The organism is Pseudomonas sp. Irchel 3A5 (genome assembly GCF_900187575.1).
GTDB lineage: Bacteria > Pseudomonadota > Gammaproteobacteria > Pseudomonadales > Pseudomonadaceae > Aquipseudomonas > Aquipseudomonas folii.
The window spans coordinates 26,975-44,146 of record NZ_FYDU01000010.1; the positions used below are offsets into that span (position 1 = coordinate 26,975).

19 protein-coding genes are annotated in these 17,172 nt (G+C 56.4%); 15 read left to right on the forward strand and 4 right to left on the reverse strand.

The genetic code is table 11. The annotated features are described in order from the left end of the window. Positions 1-21: 21 nt before the first annotated feature. Entirely contained in the window at positions 22-1,227 is a 1,206-nt protein-coding gene (locus CKW31_RS17480) for an MFS transporter (RefSeq protein ID WP_176469907.1), read from the reverse strand. A gap of 124 nt (positions 1,228-1,351) precedes the next feature. On the opposite strand from CKW31_RS17480, the gene CKW31_RS17485 reads away from it, so the two are divergent. The 11 genes from CKW31_RS17485 to alc all read left to right on the forward strand — a co-directional run bounded on the left by CKW31_RS17485 (position 1,352) and on the right by alc (position 10,162). Next, positions 1,352-1,975, forward strand: a complete 624-nt coding sequence (locus CKW31_RS17485) for a TetR/AcrR family transcriptional regulator (protein WP_095097657.1) — start codon at positions 1,352-1,354, stop codon at positions 1,973-1,975. After that, complete coding sequence (locus CKW31_RS17490) at positions 1,947-2,459, forward strand: hypothetical protein (protein WP_141230163.1); 513 nt, start codon at positions 1,947-1,949, stop codon at positions 2,457-2,459. The genes CKW31_RS17485 and CKW31_RS17490 overlap by 29 nt, the downstream gene beginning before the upstream one ends. Before the next feature lie 637 nt (positions 2,460-3,096). Continuing rightward, positions 3,097-3,546, forward strand: a complete 450-nt coding sequence (locus CKW31_RS17495; RefSeq protein ID WP_095097677.1) for a hypothetical protein — start codon at positions 3,097-3,099, stop codon at positions 3,544-3,546. Positions 3,547-3,846: 300 nt separating this feature from the next. Then, positions 3,847-4,725 (forward strand): MurR/RpiR family transcriptional regulator, encoded by an 879-nt coding sequence (locus tag CKW31_RS17500; RefSeq protein WP_095097680.1) that lies wholly within the window; start codon positions 3,847-3,849, stop codon positions 4,723-4,725. Between the two features lie 234 nt (positions 4,726-4,959). Next, positions 4,960-5,811, forward strand: coding sequence for a transporter substrate-binding domain-containing protein (locus CKW31_RS17505; protein WP_095097683.1), 852 nt, complete (start codon positions 4,960-4,962; stop codon positions 5,809-5,811). An 8-nt stretch (positions 5,812-5,819) separates the two neighbouring features. After that, complete coding sequence (locus CKW31_RS17510) at positions 5,820-6,437, forward strand: DUF1989 domain-containing protein (protein WP_095097686.1); 618 nt, start codon at positions 5,820-5,822, stop codon at positions 6,435-6,437. Between the two features lie 10 nt (positions 6,438-6,447). Beyond that, positions 6,448-7,092: an urea carboxylase-associated family protein gene (locus CKW31_RS17515; RefSeq protein WP_095097689.1), complete on the forward strand. Its 645-nt coding sequence runs from the start codon at positions 6,448-6,450 to the stop codon at positions 7,090-7,092. A gap of 3 nt (positions 7,093-7,095) precedes the next feature. Then, on the forward strand, positions 7,096-7,755 hold the full coding sequence (locus tag CKW31_RS17520) for an amino acid ABC transporter permease (RefSeq protein WP_095097692.1): 660 nt from the start codon (positions 7,096-7,098) through the stop codon (positions 7,753-7,755). Next, positions 7,755-8,417 carry an amino acid ABC transporter permease gene (locus CKW31_RS17525; protein ID WP_095097695.1) on the forward strand — a complete coding sequence of 221 codons (663 nt, stop codon included), beginning with the start codon at positions 7,755-7,757 and terminating at the stop codon, positions 8,415-8,417. The genes CKW31_RS17520 and CKW31_RS17525 overlap by 1 nt, the downstream gene beginning before the upstream one ends. A 19-nt stretch (positions 8,418-8,436) precedes the next feature. After that, positions 8,437-9,123 carry a DUF1989 domain-containing protein gene (locus CKW31_RS17530; RefSeq protein ID WP_095097698.1) on the forward strand — a complete coding sequence of 229 codons (687 nt, stop codon included), beginning with the start codon at positions 8,437-8,439 and terminating at the stop codon, positions 9,121-9,123. 34 nt (positions 9,124-9,157) lie between these two features. Beyond that, positions 9,158-10,162 (forward strand): allantoicase, encoded by a 1,005-nt coding sequence (alc, locus tag CKW31_RS17535; protein ID WP_095097700.1) that lies wholly within the window; start codon positions 9,158-9,160, stop codon positions 10,160-10,162. A 207-nt stretch (positions 10,163-10,369) separates the two neighbouring features. Here the strand turns inward: alc and CKW31_RS17540 are convergent, their stop codons facing one another. Continuing rightward, a complete protein-coding gene (locus CKW31_RS17540; RefSeq protein ID WP_095097703.1) occupies positions 10,370-11,281 on the reverse strand; it encodes a LysR family transcriptional regulator in 912 nt (303 codons plus the stop codon). Between the two features lie 121 nt (positions 11,282-11,402). Here CKW31_RS17540 and CKW31_RS17545 point away from each other — a divergent pair, with 121 nt between their 5' ends. Beyond that, positions 11,403-12,329, forward strand: a complete 927-nt coding sequence (locus CKW31_RS17545) for an alpha/beta hydrolase (protein ID WP_176469908.1) — start codon at positions 11,403-11,405, stop codon at positions 12,327-12,329. 177 nt (positions 12,330-12,506) lie between these two features. Here the strand turns inward: CKW31_RS17545 and CKW31_RS17550 are convergent, their stop codons facing one another. Next, a complete protein-coding gene (locus CKW31_RS17550; protein WP_371856767.1) occupies positions 12,507-12,851 on the reverse strand; it encodes a GNAT family N-acetyltransferase in 345 nt (114 codons plus the stop codon). A gap of 292 nt (positions 12,852-13,143) precedes the next feature. Here CKW31_RS17550 and CKW31_RS17555 point away from each other — a divergent pair, with 292 nt between their 5' ends. The 3 genes from CKW31_RS17555 (at position 13,144) to CKW31_RS17565 (ending at position 16,083) form a co-directional block, all read left to right on the forward strand. Next, entirely contained in the window at positions 13,144-13,617 is a 474-nt protein-coding gene (locus CKW31_RS17555; RefSeq protein WP_176469909.1) for a hypothetical protein, read from the forward strand. A gap of 79 nt (positions 13,618-13,696) precedes the next feature. Further along, entirely contained in the window at positions 13,697-14,164 is a 468-nt protein-coding gene (locus CKW31_RS17560; RefSeq protein ID WP_095097706.1) for a GNAT family N-acetyltransferase, read from the forward strand. A 65-nt stretch (positions 14,165-14,229) separates the two neighbouring features. Further along, entirely contained in the window at positions 14,230-16,083 is a 1,854-nt protein-coding gene (locus CKW31_RS17565) for an ABC transporter ATP-binding protein (protein WP_095097709.1), read from the forward strand. Positions 16,084-16,153: 70 nt separating this feature from the next. On the opposite strand, the gene CKW31_RS17570 is transcribed toward CKW31_RS17565, so the two are convergent. Next, positions 16,154-17,056 carry a LysR family transcriptional regulator gene (locus CKW31_RS17570; RefSeq protein ID WP_095097712.1) on the reverse strand — a complete coding sequence of 301 codons (903 nt, stop codon included), beginning with the start codon at positions 17,054-17,056 and terminating at the stop codon, positions 16,154-16,156. Between the last annotated feature and the right edge of the window lie 116 nt (positions 17,057-17,172).

The following is a 17,172-nucleotide window of genomic DNA, read 5'->3' on the forward strand; positions in this document are numbered from 1 at the left end:
CCCCTGAATACCTCCGGCCTATCAGTCACCGGCGATCACTTCACCGGACTGCCTGTCGCCCTGTGCAAAGCCATGGGCTCGCGCTCGGGATGCAATCGCCAGACTTAGCAGCAAAAGTACCAATAGAACCCAAGGGAAAGAACTCACGCCCCATTGCCCAAGCAGCACGCCACCCAGTAGCCCACCGCCCGCAATTGCGCTGTTCCAGACAACGACGTTCATCGAAAGCGCGACGTCAGCGCCCTCACCTGCCGAGTCCGCAAGCGCAGTTTGTAAAAGCGTAGCCGCGCCACCAAAGGTCAGGCCCCAGATAAATACGCCGACGTAAATAGCCGAGGCAGTGCTTGAAAACAAACCGAGGAACACCGAAACCGCTGCGAAAGTTGCCAGACTGGCCAGCACAGTCTTTCGCAGATGACGATCAACCAACCGTCCCGTGACCCAAATGCCCGCCAGCGCGGCGACACCAAAGGTGAGCAACACCAGATCCACGTCACTTGCGAGCCCGGCCTCGGCGACAAAGGGCGCGACGTAGGTATAAAGGATGTTATGAGCCAGCATCCAGGTGAACACGACGCCCAATACAGAGCGCACACCCGGCGTAAAGAACACCTGACGGAGCGCCATGCGCTGTGACGAAGACTGGCCGGGATAGTCCGGCACTTTGAGCAGCACCCAGACGATCAGCACCAGGGTCATCGCGGACATCAAACCAAATGCCATGCGCCAGCCCATGAAGCTACCCAGCCAGGTACCCAAAGGCACGCCGAGCGACAACGCGATGGGCGTTCCCACCATGGCAACTGCCAGCGCGCGGCCCTGCAATTGAGGCACAACCATCCGTCTCGCATAGCCTGCGATCAGGCTCCAGGCCAGACCCGCCGAAACGCCTGCGAAAAATCTCGCGACTAATGTCAGCCAGTAATTTGAAGACAACGCAGTGATGGAGTTGAAAATCAGAAAGCCGACAATTGTAAGCAGCAAAACTGTTCTGCGACGCCAGCTTTGTGTGGCAATGGTCAGCGGTATGGCTGCCAGCAGTGAGCCCAACGCGTAAACCGTCACCATCTGTCCGGCAAACGATGCCGATACTCCCAGGCCACTGCCGATCTCGGGCAGCAGACCTGCAGGTAACGTCTCAGTCACGATGCATATGAACCCCGTCATCGCCAATGCGAGCAACGCCCCAAGCGGAAGCCTTTCGGCCTGTCTCTCGTCTGTAGCCATTCGAGTCTCCCGACTAATATACTGATCGGTATAAATATAGGGAGAAGCAACGAGGTGGTCAACGACTTATGTATCGATTAGTATTTAAGTGACTTTGATCACTTACGCTTGGAGGACTGTGGACATGGCACAGATGGGACGTCCGCGCACGTTTGACCGTGACGTGGCAATCACTCAAGCACTGCATGTATTTTGGGAGCATGGCTACGATGCGACATCTCTCAGTCAGCTAAAGGCTCACATCGGCGGAGGCATTACCGCACCCAGCTTCTACGCCGCCTTTGGCTCGAAACAGGCACTGTTCACTGAGGTAATGGAACGCTATCTCGCCACCCACGGCAGGGTTACCGACAGCCTTTTCGATGCGACCCTGCCGCCCAGGGAAGCCATTGAACTCACCCTTCGCCGCTCGGCGAAAATGCAGTGCGAGGCCGATCATCCCAAGGGATGTCTGGTGTCGTTAGGCCTGATGAGCGCTTGCACGGACGAGAGCAAGGCTATCTCCGAGCCACTCGCACGGGCGAGAAACCTGAATCGTGCAGGTATAGTCGCCTGTATCGAACGCGCCATTAGCACAGGCGAATTGCCTGCGACGGTGATGCCGGAGACTCTTGCAGCCGTGTTCGACAGCTTCATGCTGGGCCTGTCGACGCTGGCGCGCGACGGCGTTCCACATGCCACGCTGGATGCCGCAGTGAGTCAGGTGATGGGGCTGTGGGATGGCTTGCGTATTGTTGCGCTGGAATGATGGTGAACAGATTGAAGCGCCGCAGCCAAGAAGGATGTTGTTTATGCGTCATTGGAATTATAGATATCTTGCGTTAGCGCTATTCCTGCCGGGATTCGTTTTCTCCATCTACAAAACATTTCAGGCAGAAGTTGTTCCTATCAAAGAGTATCAACGTGCACGAGCCGAACTCGCCAACATCACCCCACCCGCGGGTGACCGGTTAGGGGATCAGAGTAGCAGCTATCAAACTTACCGGGCGTTCAGCCGCTACGACTATACAAGTGTTCAATCCAAAGAATGGGTCTCATCATTTTTTACGCACCAACTGGAGTCAGCAGGCTGGCTAACGAACCTATATGGCAAAGAAGGAAGATTTTTTTGCAAGAACGGGCTCAGGATCGACCTTAGCTACTCGGCTACACGCGAGACTCGATACTCCTTAGGTTTCATGCTTGGGGACCAGCCCGGCGAACGCGACAAGGGCTGCGAGGGCGCGAGATAACGTAGCCCTTGAATCTTTTTCTGTTTACTTTACCTTTCCGATGGAAACAAGGGATGTAGAATCCTGGAACATACTGAAATACGATGGATCCTTACACGCCTCCAATCATTATTCGAGCTCGGTACTGTGACGATTGAATCCTGCAAGTATCTCTTTCTTACCTCCCTTACTGAGCCAGATGAGGGAGGTCTTCAGTTGGTCGTTCGTGAAGGTCAAGAATGCAGGTCCCCTGAGGAAATTGCGAAGGCCAAAGCATTACAACTGGATCTAAGTTCGCTTTTGGAAAAGGCCATACTGATAAGGCACGGTCCAGGCTGTAGAGCCTTCACGTTACATTGGCCAGGCTACATATCATACGCAGTCGAAAATGAAAGCTACTCCCGTAACTGCACCACAGATGAAAGAACAGGGAGGCTGTTCAGACTCTATAGCAAATCAGCCTATCTGGACTATTTAGCGAAAGTGACCTTCGCAAGCGACGTTTATCCCGGGCCGTTTAAACATTGGGCTATCGTATGTCTGGACCACATCGTCAATATCGCATCGTGTGACGAACCGGTTATTACCATCCAGACTCTTTAGACTGCGGCGTGAATTTGACTCAAAGCGTGCTGACCTACTGCTCGATGGAGCCACTATGTATATAGTCCACGATTCCCGCTCAGACGAAATCCTCAGGCTTGAGCATCTCCTGGAGGGGTTCAACTATACCGTCTGGATCAACGCATACGGGCCTTTTGAGCTGAACAGAACGCTTGAGGAGCAACTGTCTCATTCCATTGGTAACGAAGTAATCATTGGTAACCATGCCAGCGTGACGGCAAGCGAAGCCCGCGGCGAAATTACAGAGCGATTGCTGCACGTGGGAGATGAAGGTTATGGCCCGATAGATCTACCTGCAAAGCAGGCAGAAATCCTGAACCTTCTTGAAACCCTATTAAAGAATGTAAACCTCGACCACGCCAACGCCGTCACTTCGTTTTGGCTCACGAAAGGCCATCCGGCGTACCCGGTATTCTGGGAGTTTTCGTTCGATATCCTTGCCGACGGTAAACGATGGATTCTAATGGGTAGCAGCAGCGACTAGCCTACGAAGGCCTGGCTTTCGGACGCCACATTGGAGGCCGCAGTGACTCAGGTGATGGGGCTTTGGGATAGCTTGCGCATCGTTGCCGAGGAATGAAGTTAAACAATGCTGAATTCCACTAAACACTTAGCGCCTGCAGGCCTGTTTCAGAAAACGTAGCTAACAGGTACAGGTGGCCGGTATTCGCGCAGCGTACGGATCTCAAGAATTGACTGTCATTTGCCCCATACCATCCCGGGTATCACCTCCCACGCCTGCTTTTCTATAAACTTCAGCTTTCGTCTGTCAGTGAGAGCGTCCATGTCTTCCAAGGTCATATCCAGAGCAGCCGAGCAAGCCGCCTCACTGGAAAGCCGTATTCGTGGCCGGTATGAACAGATGTCAGCGGTTGAGCAGAAGCTGTCCGACGTGATCCTCGCCTCGCCCGGCCACCTGGCGATGCAGACCGCGACTGAACTGGCGATCAGTGCCGGTGTTTCCAAGGCCACTACCACCCGCTTCTTCCGCTCGTTGGGCTATGACTCGTACGAGAAGGCTCGCCGAGATGCGCGCAAAGCCAGCACCGGCGGCTCGCCCTTGTATTTGCAGCATTTAGGTGAAGAGGACCACGACCCTCAGACACTGATTCAGCATCACCTGAATCAGGAAGTCACCAACCTGATCAAAACCTACGAGTCCCTCGCTCAGGCTGATCTGTTTCAGATCGCACAGGCCATCGCCAAAGCCCGTCGGGTCGTGCTGATCGGTTATCGCCACAGTCAGACCATCGCCGTCATGTTTCGCAGCAACCTCATCCAGGTACGCAGCGACATCCTGTTGCTTCCTGCACCCGGCGATTCTCTGGCCGAGTACCTCGCAGGGCTGGACGAGCGCGACGTCGCCATCTGCATTGGCTTGCGTCGTCGCGTGCCGCAGCTTGAGAGCGGCATGGCAGCGATGAAAGCGCTTGGCGTAAAAATTCTCTACATCTCAGATGTCCTGGCCGGTAAGCCTGCGAAGCTGGCGAAGTGGGTCATACGCTGCCACACCGAGGGCACCCTGATGTTCGACAGCAACTCGAGCATTGCGGGCATCACCAACCTCCTCTGCTCGCTGGTCGGCAGGGAGCTGTCCAGCGAAAAATCGACGCATCTGGCCAACGCCGAGGTTCTGCATCAGGAACTGGGCGAGCTGGAATAGATCCCGATACGACCGATACAGCACCATAACAGGACGGCCGCGCACCAGCGCGGGGCGGGCCACCCTACTGCCATAGCTCATGACCATACGAGCGAGAAACAATGGTTCCATGATTTTAATTCTTGAAACCTATGTTTCTTAAGGCTTGCTGATCTTCTTTCAAGTCCGCAAGCAACGCTGGCACAGAAACTGCGATACCCCTTTGGTCTTCATACCGAACCAAAGGGCGCCATCATGAAAAAAATGTTCCCAGGTATACTGTTTGTTCTGGCTGCAATGACCTTCGGCGCCACGCTGTACGCGACAGTGGCTTCTGCGGATACACTCGATGAAATCAAATCTCGAGGCACGCTGACCGTAGCGATCGACCCAACCTTCGCCCCCTATGAATACACCGATGACAGCGGCTCGATCATCGGCTACACCCCGGCGATCATGGCTGAGGTGGCGAAGACCCTGGGCGTAAAAGTCGAATACCAGAAGATGGCCTTCAGCGGCATTATCCCCGCGCTGATTTCAGGGTCAGTGGACGCCGAAGGCTCCTCCCTGAACGTCACCGCCGAGCGCGCGAGCAAAGTGCTGTTCGTGGCGCCGTTCGGTAAAAGCGTCAACGCAGTCATGACCCGTGCCGATGACAAGCGTCTGGACCCCGCCAGCCTGAAAATCGAAAGCCTCTCAGGCTTGAGCGCAGCGGTTAAAACCACCTCCGCGCCGGAACAACTGGTCAAACAATTCAACCTCGAACTCAAAGCCAAGGGGCTGGCACCGATCAAGATCGTCGGCGTCGACAGCGTCGATCAGACCCTGTCAGCGTTGATGACCAAGCGGGCCGACTTCATCCTCGACGACATCACCGTACTGGGGAGCCTGCGCAAGCAGCATCCTCAAAACCTGCGCCAGGTCGGCGAACTGGGCGACAGCCAGTGGATCAGCTGGGCCACACGCAAAGATGACGTTCGCCTGAACAAAGTCATCAGCGATCAGATCATCGCCATGAAGAACTCCGGCGAATTGCAGAAGCTGCAACAGCAGTATCTCGGGGTGACCTTCGACCTGCCTTCCAGTGACTTCATTCCTGCCAAATGAGAACCCACATGTCTTCCCCTGTCACCCAAGTCCATGTACCGGCCGGGCACGGCCGCACGTTCGAAGTCCGCAGCGGCCAATTCATCACGGTGATCGACCGTGACGGCCAGCAAGCCGCCGACTTCGTCGCCATCGTCAACGGTCAGCCCGAGCAATATCTTTCGCCCACCCACACCCGTCGACGTTTGAACTCGCTGTTTTTTGCCATCGGCGACAGCCTCTACTCAAACGCCGATGAGCCTTTATTGCAGGTACTACATGACACCGTCGGTGTGCACGACGCCAACGTTCCAGCCTGTGACTGCACGCGCTTCAGCGTTGACTTCGGGGTCGACGGCCATCGCAATTGCCTGGACAACATGCACGAAGGACTGAGCCATTACGGAGTGCTGCCGGTAAACGTGCCCGAGCCTTTCAACCTGTTCCAGAACGGCCCGGTAACCGCCGACTGCCGGATGCAGGTCACCGATCCGACCAGCAAGGCAGGAGACAGAATCGTCTTTCGTGCTTTGAAAGACCTGGTCTGCGCGGTGTCCTCCTGTCCGCAGGACATCATTCCGGGTAACGGGCTGCTCGTTACTCCAATCGACATCGTCATTTCCGATGACGAACCGTCGCACGCCTGAGGCCCCTCCCATGCTGATCATGAAAGACGCCATCGAAACCCGAGCGCCACTGCCACCACAGTCCGTCAGGGTGCCCGCCGCCAGCGCCGGATCAATCCTCGTCAAGCGCGGCCAGTTGCTGCGTGTTACAGCCCTGCAAGACGGCGCCGTGGCAAGCCTGTTCGGCTTTAGCGAACTGGAGCCCAGCGTCCATTTGTCGGTGCATCACACCCGGGTGTTCAGCAACTCGTACGTGCTGGGTGCGGGCATGCGCATGGTCAATAATCGTCGACGTCCGGTCATGGTGTTGGGCAAGGACAGCGTCGGCAAACATGACCTGCTGATGCCGGCCTCCACGACCGCCTTCCTGGCAGCCAACGGCTATCCAGACCAGACCGGCTGCGTGGAATCGCTCAGGGCAGAGCTGCAACGTCTCAGCCGTCAGCAACCCAAACTGCCGGACCCGATCAACCTGTTCATGAGCGTGCAGCTGGATCAGCGAGGAACGCTGAAGCCGTTACCGAATACGGTCAAAGCCGGTGACTCGGTGACCTGTCGCGTGGTGCTGGACACGCTGTTCGTGGTGTCCACCTGCTGCACGGGGATCGCGGGCAATGATCAACCCGGCGCGGTCGAATTGTCAGTGGCTGAAGACCTCAGTGAGTTTCCGGTTTAATCCATGAGTTCATACGCGCAACTGCTCAATGCCCTGCCTGATCTTACGAACGGGCTGGTGGTCACGCTTGAACTGACGGTGCTTGCCGCCGTTACCAGCTTCGGCATGGGCCATGTCATCTGGTGGCTACGCGGACGATCGACGCCAATGTGGCGCGGCCTTGGGCATTTGTACGTCAGCCTGATGCGTGGGGTCCCGTCGATTGTCCAGTTGTTCATAGTGTTCTTCTCTCTGCCCCTTATCGGGTTGGGTGGCAAACCCTTGCTGGCTGCGGTACTCGCCATAGGCCTGAACAGTGCCGCGTATGTCGCGGAAATCCTGCGCGCCAACTACCGGAACCTGCCCGGCGGCCAGACCGAGGCGTCTTCGGCGCTCGGGCTGTCAGCCTTTGAAACGTGGTGGTATGTCTCGGCACCGCAAGCCTTGCGCGCCAGCCTGCCCGCGTTGGTCAATGAATTCACCCTGGTGGTCAAGACCACGCCATTGGCGTCGGTGGTGGCAGTGACCGAACTGACCTACGCCGGGCAACTGGTGATCGCTCGCACCTACGAAGCCACCCCGGTGCTGGCGATCGTCGTCGCCGGTTACCTGCTGATTTGCTGGCCAACACTCAAGCTCGCGCGACGCCTGGAAAGTCGCTTCAACCGCTCCAGGAGGCAATGATGGATTGGTCCGCGATTCTCGATAACGCACCTGATCTGGCAGCAGGCCTGCTGGTGACCTTGCGCCTCAGCCTGATCTCGGCGTGCACCGCCCTCACCCTTGGTGCGCTGCTGGCGTGGGCTCTTCAACGAGGTCAGCCGTGGTTGCACGCAATAGTGCGCGCCTACATCGACTTCGTGCTGGGCTTGCCGATGCTGGTGCTCATCTATCTGCTGTTTTTCATCTTGCCGGAATATGGCATCACCCTCAGTTCACCGGTAGTGGGGGTTACCGCGTTGACCCTGTATTACGGGCCGTACATGGGTGAAGTATTGCGTTCCGCATTTGGTGGCATTGCCCGGGGCCAGTATGAAGCCAGCGCCGCGCTGGGCCTGCGTCCTTGGGAAACCCTGCGTCATGTGCTGCTCAAGCAGGCACTGCCCGTGGCGCTACCGCCCTCGGTAGGTTTGTTGATAGGCCTGATCAAGGACACCGCGCTGCTCTCGGTAGTGGGCGTGGAAGAGTTCATGTACGCGGCCAAGCAAGCCATCTCCACCAGCTATGCCCCACTGGAAATTTACCTTGTCGTCGCTCTCGCCTACTGGCTGATCACCCTGTTGCTCGATACCGCTGCGGGCGCTTTTGAGCGCCGTCTCAATCGCCATCGTCTGGCCCGAACCTGAATCTGAACTGGAGTTTCCCATGCCTGTAATGCCGACTTCCTCCCTGACCATTCCCGCTGGCCACGGTAAAGCTGTACGCCTGAAAGCCGGGCAATCGGTGCGTGTGATCAATACTCACGGCACCCAAGTGGTGGACTGCTGGGCCTGGAATGCCTATGACCTTGAAGAGTTCATGTGCATGGAAGCGACCCGCGTATGGACTCAGCACCTGAATCCTGTGGTGGGTGACAGCTTCGTCACCAGTGCGCGCCACCCGATCCTGACGCTGGTTGAAGACACATCGCCGGGCGTGCATGACACCTTCATGGCAGCCTGTGACCGTCGTCGTTATGAACTGCTCGGCTGCACCCACTACCATCGCAACTGCAGCGATAACCTGTTCGAAGGAATGCTGGAACTGGGCGTGACGCCGCCGCGACGGAACCTGGCTTCGTTCAACATTTTCATGAACATCCGCGTTCAGCCAGACAACATCACCCTGGCCACATTGCCCACAGTTACCAACCCGGGTGACTACATCACGTTGCGCGCGGAGATGGATTGCTTTGTCGCGTTTTCCGCATGCCCGCAGGACATCGTGAACATTCAGGGCCAGGGCGACAACACACCCAAGGATGCTGATTTGCAGATTATTGACCAGGCATTTCCAGCCATTCAGGTGAAAGGCCCCTGGGTGCCGGACCACGTGAAGTCAGCGCAACAGTGAACAGCGCTTTGCGCCACATTTCAGAGGTAGCGTCATGAAGATTCCCCAACACGCATTCGAAAAATACCTGAACCTGGCAGACGCACGCCTGGGCGCAGTCGCCTTGTCCGTTACCGATGACTGGTTCGCCGACGTCAATCGTCTGTTTCAGCACACGCCCGCGGTATTCAAGGCCGATGTATTCGACGACAACGGCAAATGGATGGACGGCTGGGAATCCCGCCGCAAGCGCCACGAAGGCTATGACCACGCGGTGATCCGCCTCGGTGTGGCAGGCACGCTCAAGGGCGTGGACATCGACACCTCGTTCTTCACCGGCAACTTCCCACCCTCGGCATCCATCGAAGCCTGCTTTCTGGAAGGCGCCGATCCCGACGAAAATACCGTCTGGACCGAAGTGCTCGGTGCAGTGGAGCTGAGCGGTGACAGTCATCACTATCACGCCATCAACGACGATCAACCCTACAGCCACTTGCGCCTGAACATCTTTCCAGATGGCGGCGTGGCGCGGTTGCGGGTCTACGGTATCCCGCACAAGGACTGGTCAAACATCGATCCGGACGAGAACGTGGACTTGTGCGCCGCCCTCAACGGCGGTCGCGCCATCGCCTGCTCGGACGAGCATTACGGCCAGATGGGCAATATCATCAATCCCGGTCGCGCCGCCGTCATGGCCGAAGGCTGGGAAACTGCCAGACGTCGCACACCGGGTAATGACTGGGTGATCGTTGCGTTAGGTGTCCCCGGAGTCGTTGAACGCATCGTGGTCGATACGCTGCACTACAAAGGCAATTATCCGGATCGTTTGTCGATCCAGGCCGCCTGCGTAAAAGGTGGCACTGACGGCCAGATCGAAACGCAAAGCCTCTTCTGGCGCGAGCTTTTGCCGGAGCAAAAAATGGAGATGGATCGAGAGCATTTCTATGAGGCAGAACTGGCCAGCCTGGGAGCGATCACCCACGTACGATTGAACGTCTTTCCGGATGGCGGCGTTAGTCGATTGAGGCTGTTCGGCAAACCGGTGGCTGGCTCTGTTTGATGACATGAACGACAAGAAAGGGAGTGTCCGTAGCATCATGTTCCATCAGAGCTACCTCCATCGGCGAAGAGTGTGCAAAAAACGCGCTGGAGCATGAATGTCGAGATTGTGGACGGATTTGATTTGCTGACATCGGTGCCGATCAGGTTTCCACTGAGCGATGGGGAATGCCAACGTTTCAAGTCAATTTCAGTGTACTCAACCGAATCATGCCCCCCATGGCGGACGAGGCGACCAAGCCTCCACAAGCCTATCGATGAAGAGTCGGATTTTTGGGGAAAGATGCCGCTTGCTAGGGTAAATAACCCGAATAGGCTCTGCGGCCTCCGCATAGGCTGCGAGCAATTGAACGAGCTTGCCGTTTCTCAAATCTTCGTTAACCACGTAGGAAGGCAGAGTAGTGACACCGAGGCCAGCGACAGCTGACTGATGCAACGACTCAGCACTGTCCATCTGTAGCCTCCCACCATGAAAAACGGGCATAGAGCTGCCACTCACTCGGAAATTCCATGGAAGCAATCGCCCCCCGCTCACGAAATGCAGGCACTGGTGCTCGGATAAATCTTCAGGCGTTTCAGGTGGGGCATGCTGAGCAAGATACTTGGGTGAAGCGCAGGTAATCATTTGTTGATAGGCCACTGTGCGCGTCAGCAACCTAGAATCTTCCTTGGGAGGCCCGATGCGAATGGCCAAATCAAAACCCTCATCAATCAGGTCCACCAGCCTGTCGGAAAAAGCGATATCCACGCTCAATGATGGCCAATCCTTCAGGCAACGCTCCACGTGCTGGAGGACATGGAGCCTGCCCAGTGCAACTGGCAGGCTAATCCGCAGTCGTCCACTGGGTGTCGAACGACGAAAAGCAAGGGCATCTTCTACGTCGTCCAGATCCTGAAGAACCCCCACACAGCGCTCATAAAGAACCTGACCGTCATCCGTCATGCTCAAACTACGCGTGGTGCGATTGAGCAAACGTACCTGTAAACGAGTCTCGAGTCTGACTATCGACTTCCCCACCGCCGAGCGCGTGAGACCGAGGTGCTTTGCCGCTCCAGTGAAGCTTCCGGCGTTTACCGAACTTACAAAGGCGGCGATATCGTTCAGGTTATGAAGTTCCATGGAGCCTCTGCAGTCTCAAGGTTCGGGCTATTTGGCACCTACTATGGGGAACCCTATTCTCCAATGCCAAGCATAGTATCTCAATTAGCTAATCCACTGCCCAACCATCAATTGAGGTCTTATGAAAACTGAAGTACAAGCAGCCGTCCAAACCTGGGCCGACAGCCTTAGCGATCTAGTACCCGTTCTGAAGGGAATCGACACCACTACAAAAATGAGCGACATCCGCGACTCCTACGCAAAGATGCTCGCGCAAAATCCTGCGCCTGCTGGCGTCAAATTTGAATCAGTCGACATGGGTGGTGTGCCTGGCACACTGGTTACTCCAGACGAAGTCAAAACCGATGCGGTATTGATGTACATCCACGGCGGGGCTTACATTGTCGGGCGTCCAGACGGCTATCACGGGATCGGCGGCAACTACGCAAAAATGCTTGGTGCTCGTGTTTATATGCCGGACTATCGCCTCGCACCAGAGCATAAATTTCCCGCATCCATCGGTGACACATTGCGCGCCTACGAGTGGTTGCTGGAGCAGAAAATCCCGGCTAACAAAATTGCATTTTCTGGTGAGTCAGCTGGCGGTGCGATGGTTGTCAGCGTGATGGTGGCGGCGAAATCCAAAGGACTTCCATTACCTGCGGTTGGCTCCTCCATTTCTCCGTGGGCAAACCTTGAACATACCGGCGCCTCTATGAGCAATCGTGAGGGGCTGGATCCTCTGAACTCCAAGCCTGTGCTGGATATCCTTGCCAGAGCCTTCCTGGGCGACACATTGGCCAATCATCCTCTGGCCTCTCCTGTATTCGCGGACGTCACAGGTCTTCCGCCAATTTTGGTACAAATCGGAGAAAACGAGTTGATGTTGAGTGATGCGATGCGTCTCGCAACTCACCTTGCTGATAACCGCGTTCGCGTCAATCTGGAAGTATGGCCAGCGATGTTCCATGCCTGGCACTTCTACGCCACCCTGTTGCCGGAAGGTCAGCAAGCGATGGAGAGTTCCGTCCGCTTCATTGAGATTGGCTTGGCAGACGCTAGCCGCTAAACATGCAAACAGACCGCGACAGTTTTCTCGGCTGTCGCGGTTAACCCATAGAATGGATTTGTCCGGCGTTCAGGCTGATAACATCGCGATAGACGTCCCCGGGCTTCACGTTTTCTTCCCGGGAAGTTGTTTTCCGAGCAACTCCATTAGCCAGACGGAACACACCTCTGAACTTCATCAGACCAGACTTTTTTCGAAATAGACGCGTTTGAAACCATGCTCGGTGCGCCGCCCCACCTCGATATACCCAAGCCTGGGGTAAATCAGGAGGTTGTCCGTCATCTTCTCGTTGGTATAAAGATGCACGGCATTCATTCCGAGCTGTCGACTGGTTTCTTCACAAAAGCGGATCAGTGATTTGCCTACCCCGCGTCCTGTCGCGCTGGGCATCACCGCCACATTTTCCAGCAGCACATGCTGTTGCTCGGCATAAAACACCACGAAACCTTCAAACCTGGCGTTTTCATCGATTGCCACGTAAACGATCCCCGCCGCGATTTGCGCCGCAAAGTGGGCAGTCATCGGAGCAGGCTTGCGACCTATTGCAGATACATAGCGGGCGTAGGCCTGTTCAGCGCAGTGTCTTATGGCAGGCTCATCTTTTGCTTCAGCTGGGCGGATCAAAAATATACCTTCTGTAAGGAATGTGGCGTGCGATTGATACTCTGGCAGGTCATAAGCGCAGATGTCGACAGCCTGTTTTCGGGCGACCGGAGTCGGACACACCACGTAAATCGCCAGTTTTTGATAGGCTTATATGAAACCTTAAATGACTTCCCGATACGCTATGGTCAGTTCAATCCTTGAGACCAGCATGAATATCATCAGCGCCACGATGTACCAATCGAAACACACGAGCGCTCCACACCCGGTACTCACCATTGACTCCATTCCACTTGCGAACTGGATCAAAGGCGTCGTTTACGACGGTGAGGGCGACGACGAAACCAACGGACTGGTTCCTGCGCAAGGCTGGTTGATTGATGATGATGACTCGAACTACGCGTGGAGGATTCTCGAACCTGTCATGGAAGACTGTTCGACGATCGTGCCGCTGTTGATCTGTGCGGATGACATGGACCTGAGCTGCACGGTTGCGGTGGTTGAGCAAGTGATACGGAGTGACACCGTCATTTGGGAGCGTTTTGGTCGAGCCGTCGACACCATTTCCGGTGTGATCACGGCCGTACACTGGAATGAGATGAATCAGAGAGTGTCATTCCCCAGGGACCAGTTTCTGGACGCCTTGTCAGAATTCAAAAGACTGACCAAGCATGAGTGGGCCTGAGGGCGATCTGACTGAGCTGGCTGAACGAGCCGGAATCAAAGCCAGTATTAAAAGCTTCTAACGGACATACGAGTACCCAATGGACTGTGTCATTCGAAACGCAATAAATACGGACGCCCCCGCCATCAGCAGGATTATCGTGGCAGCACTGCGCAAATCCAATGCTCGGGATTATTCGCCAGATATCATCGAGCAAGTGCAGCAAAGCTTTTCACCCTCGGCGATTCTGCATTTTCTGACCTGCCGCCAGGTGTATGTCGCGAGCCTTGATGATCATGTCGTTGCAACCGCAAGTCTTGACCAGGACATCGTGCGGAGCGTGTTCGTTGACCCGGCCCATCAAGGGAAAGGTCTAGGGCATCGGCTCATGTCGACTCTGGAGACGGTAGCTACGCAGAACGGCGTTAGCCTGTTGCGCGTGCCCTCTTCGATCACCGCTGAAGGGTTTTATCTGTTGCTGGGTTTCCAGAAACTCAGGGACGAATTTCACGGCGCAGAGCGGACGATCATCATGGAAAAAGTTCTGAACAAGTCACTTCCCACCTAATCAAAAATCGTTAAAGCCGCCTTTAAGTGCCAGAATCTTCGCACTGGATCGTTTTGGAGATCACCATGCTTCGCGCGTTTGAACAATGGCTCGACCCGTTTCCACCCGATGAAGTACCGCCGCCGCCCGAGGGACTGGCGCGTTTTCTGTGGGCCTGCACGCGGGGCGCCCGCGGCTATATCCTCGCGTTTGCACTACTCAGCGCAGGTGTCTCGATTTACGAAGCGTGGCTGTTTTCATTCCTCGGGCAGGTTGTGGACATGCTGTCGACCTGGCAGGCCGGGGGCGACGCGGCCGCTCAGGAAAGCCGCGTGCTGTGGAGCATTGGCATCATCTTGGTGACCAGCATCGGGCTGGTGGCGTTGCGCACAATGGTGCAGCACCAGGTCCTGGCGATCAATTTGCCCTTGAGGCTGCGCTGGGATTTCCATCGGCTGATGTTGCGGCAGAGCCTTTCTTTCTTCTCCGATGAGTTCTCCGGACGGGTCACCACCAAGGTAATGCAAACGGCGCTGTCCGTGCGTGAGGTGCTGTTCACCCTTATCGAGATCGCACCCGGGATCGGGGTTTACTTCATTGCGATCATCGCATTGGCCGGTAACTTCGACCTGAGGCTGATGCTGCCTTTCATTGCCTGGATCGCGTTGTTCGGTCTGGCCATGCGGTACTTCGTGCCTCGTCTGGGCAAGGTCGGCCAGGAGCAGGCCAATGCCCGGTCATCCATGACCGGGCGTATCTCGGATGCCTATACCAACATCACCACGGTGAAGCTGTTCTCCCATTCCAAACGTGAGGCGCATTTCGCGCGTGCAGCAATGGAGGACTTCAAGGTTACTGGTCTGCATCAGATGCGTCTGGTCAGCCAGTTCGAGATCGTCAACCAGGCATTGGTGGTGGCGTTGATCATGGGTGCCGGTGGTTATGCCCTGTGGCTGTGGCATCAGGGTCAGGTCGGCACGGGTGCTGTGGCGGCGATTACCGCCATGGCGTTGCGCATCAATGGCATGTCGCACTGGATCATGTGGCAAATGACGTCGTTGTTCGAGAACATCGGCACCGTACAGGACGGCATGGCCACCTTGACCCGCGGCCCCAAGGTCAAGGATGCGCCGAACGCGGCGACACTGGAGACAAAGGGCGGCGCAGTCACCTTCGACAACGTGAGTTTCAATTACAACGGCGAACGTCAGGTGCTTGAAGGCCTGACCCTGAACATCCGCCCCGGTGAAAAAATCGGTCTGGTGGGTCGTTCCGGTGCTGGCAAATCCACGCTGATCAATCTGCTGCTGCGCTTCTATGACGTGGACAACGGCACGATCAGCATCGACGGACAAAACATCGCGCACGTCACCCAGGACAGCCTGCGCAGCGCCATCGGCATGGTCACGCAGGATACGTCCCTGCTGCACCGGTCCATTCGCGACAACATCGCCTATGGTCGGCCCGATGCAACCGACGAGCAGGTCCGTACCGCCGCAGCCAATGCCCAGGCCGATGGCTTCATCAGCCAGTTGAGTGACAAGCAAGGCCATTCCGGCTATGACACCCTGGTAGGCGAGCGCGGCATCAAGCTGTCGGGCGGCCAGCGTCAACGCGTGGCAATTGCCCGGGTCATGCTCAAGAACGCCCCGATCCTGCTACTCGACGAGGCCACCAGCGCGCTGGACTCGGAAGTCGAAGTGGCCATCCAGGAGAGCCTTGATGAAATGATGCAGGGCAAGACCGTGATTGCCATCGCTCATCGCCTGTCCACTATTGCTGCCATGGACAGGCTGATCGTCATGGACGACGGCCGTATCATTGAGCAAGGCACCCACGCCGAGTTGCTTGCAAAGAATGGCACCTATGCGCGGCTATGGCATCACCAGAGCGGCGGGTTTCTCGGGGAGGATCAGGGCGTAGTCGAGGCCGTGGAATAGGCCCGAAGACAGGCTGGCTGTGGCAATGACTTGCGAGCGGTGGTATCGGGTCGATAGCGGCATCGACCCATTACTGCCAATGCTCGCACAGCTTGACCAACTCATCGACCACGTACCTCACCTTGGGCCGCAGATGTGACACCTTCGGCCAGACGGCATGGACTTCCACTGGCTCCGGCTCATAGCCGCCCAACACCTCTACCAGCCTGCCCGCTTCCATATCGTCCTTGAAAAGGCAACGCGGCATCTGGCAGAGGCCAATACCCGCGACCGCTGCAAGGATCATGGCCTCACCGTCGCCTATCTGATGAGTAGAGGGTGGCGCATAGCGCACGGTTTGTTCTCCCTCCCTGACTCGCCATGACAGTGGCTGGCCCCGTCGATGGCCTACGATGCAATGATGACGATTGAGATCTTCCAGGGTGTCAGGTACGCCGAAACGCTCCAGATAATCCGGCGCAGCGCAGATAGCCCAACGTTGTCGCGCCAGCTTGCGAGCGACCAGGCCGCTTGTATCCTTGAGTTCGCCAAAACGCACCAGCAGGTCGATGCCCTCCTCGATCGGATCGACCAGGTGATCAGAAAAGGTCATGTTCAACTGCAACGCTGGATACTTTCTGGCGATTTCAAATAACAAAGGCGCCACTACCCGACGGCCAAATGCGACGGGTATATCCACTCGCAACCGGCCAGAGGGCTCCCGAGTCCCCGCTCCCAAGCCGCTCTCCGCTGCCCCGATTTCTTCAAGCGCAGTGGAGCATGCGATGAAGTACGCATCGCCATCAGCCGTCAGAGAAATTCGGCGAGTAGAGCGGTGAAACAGCTGCACTCCCAAGCGTTCTTCAAGGCGGGCAATAGACTTGCCGACAGCCGATTTGGAAATACCCAATCGCCCCGCTGCCTCGGTGAAGCTACTCGAACGCGCCGCCATGACGAAGGTGAGAACGCCTTGAAACGAATCGGGGGGGATCATGAGCACCTTCGACTGTAGATATAAATGCTACCCACTTTATAGTTTCAGGCTGTTTATCGCCAGACGCCTCTACTCTAGGATTACTGAATGTCGCGGGCTGATCACTTCAGACCGAG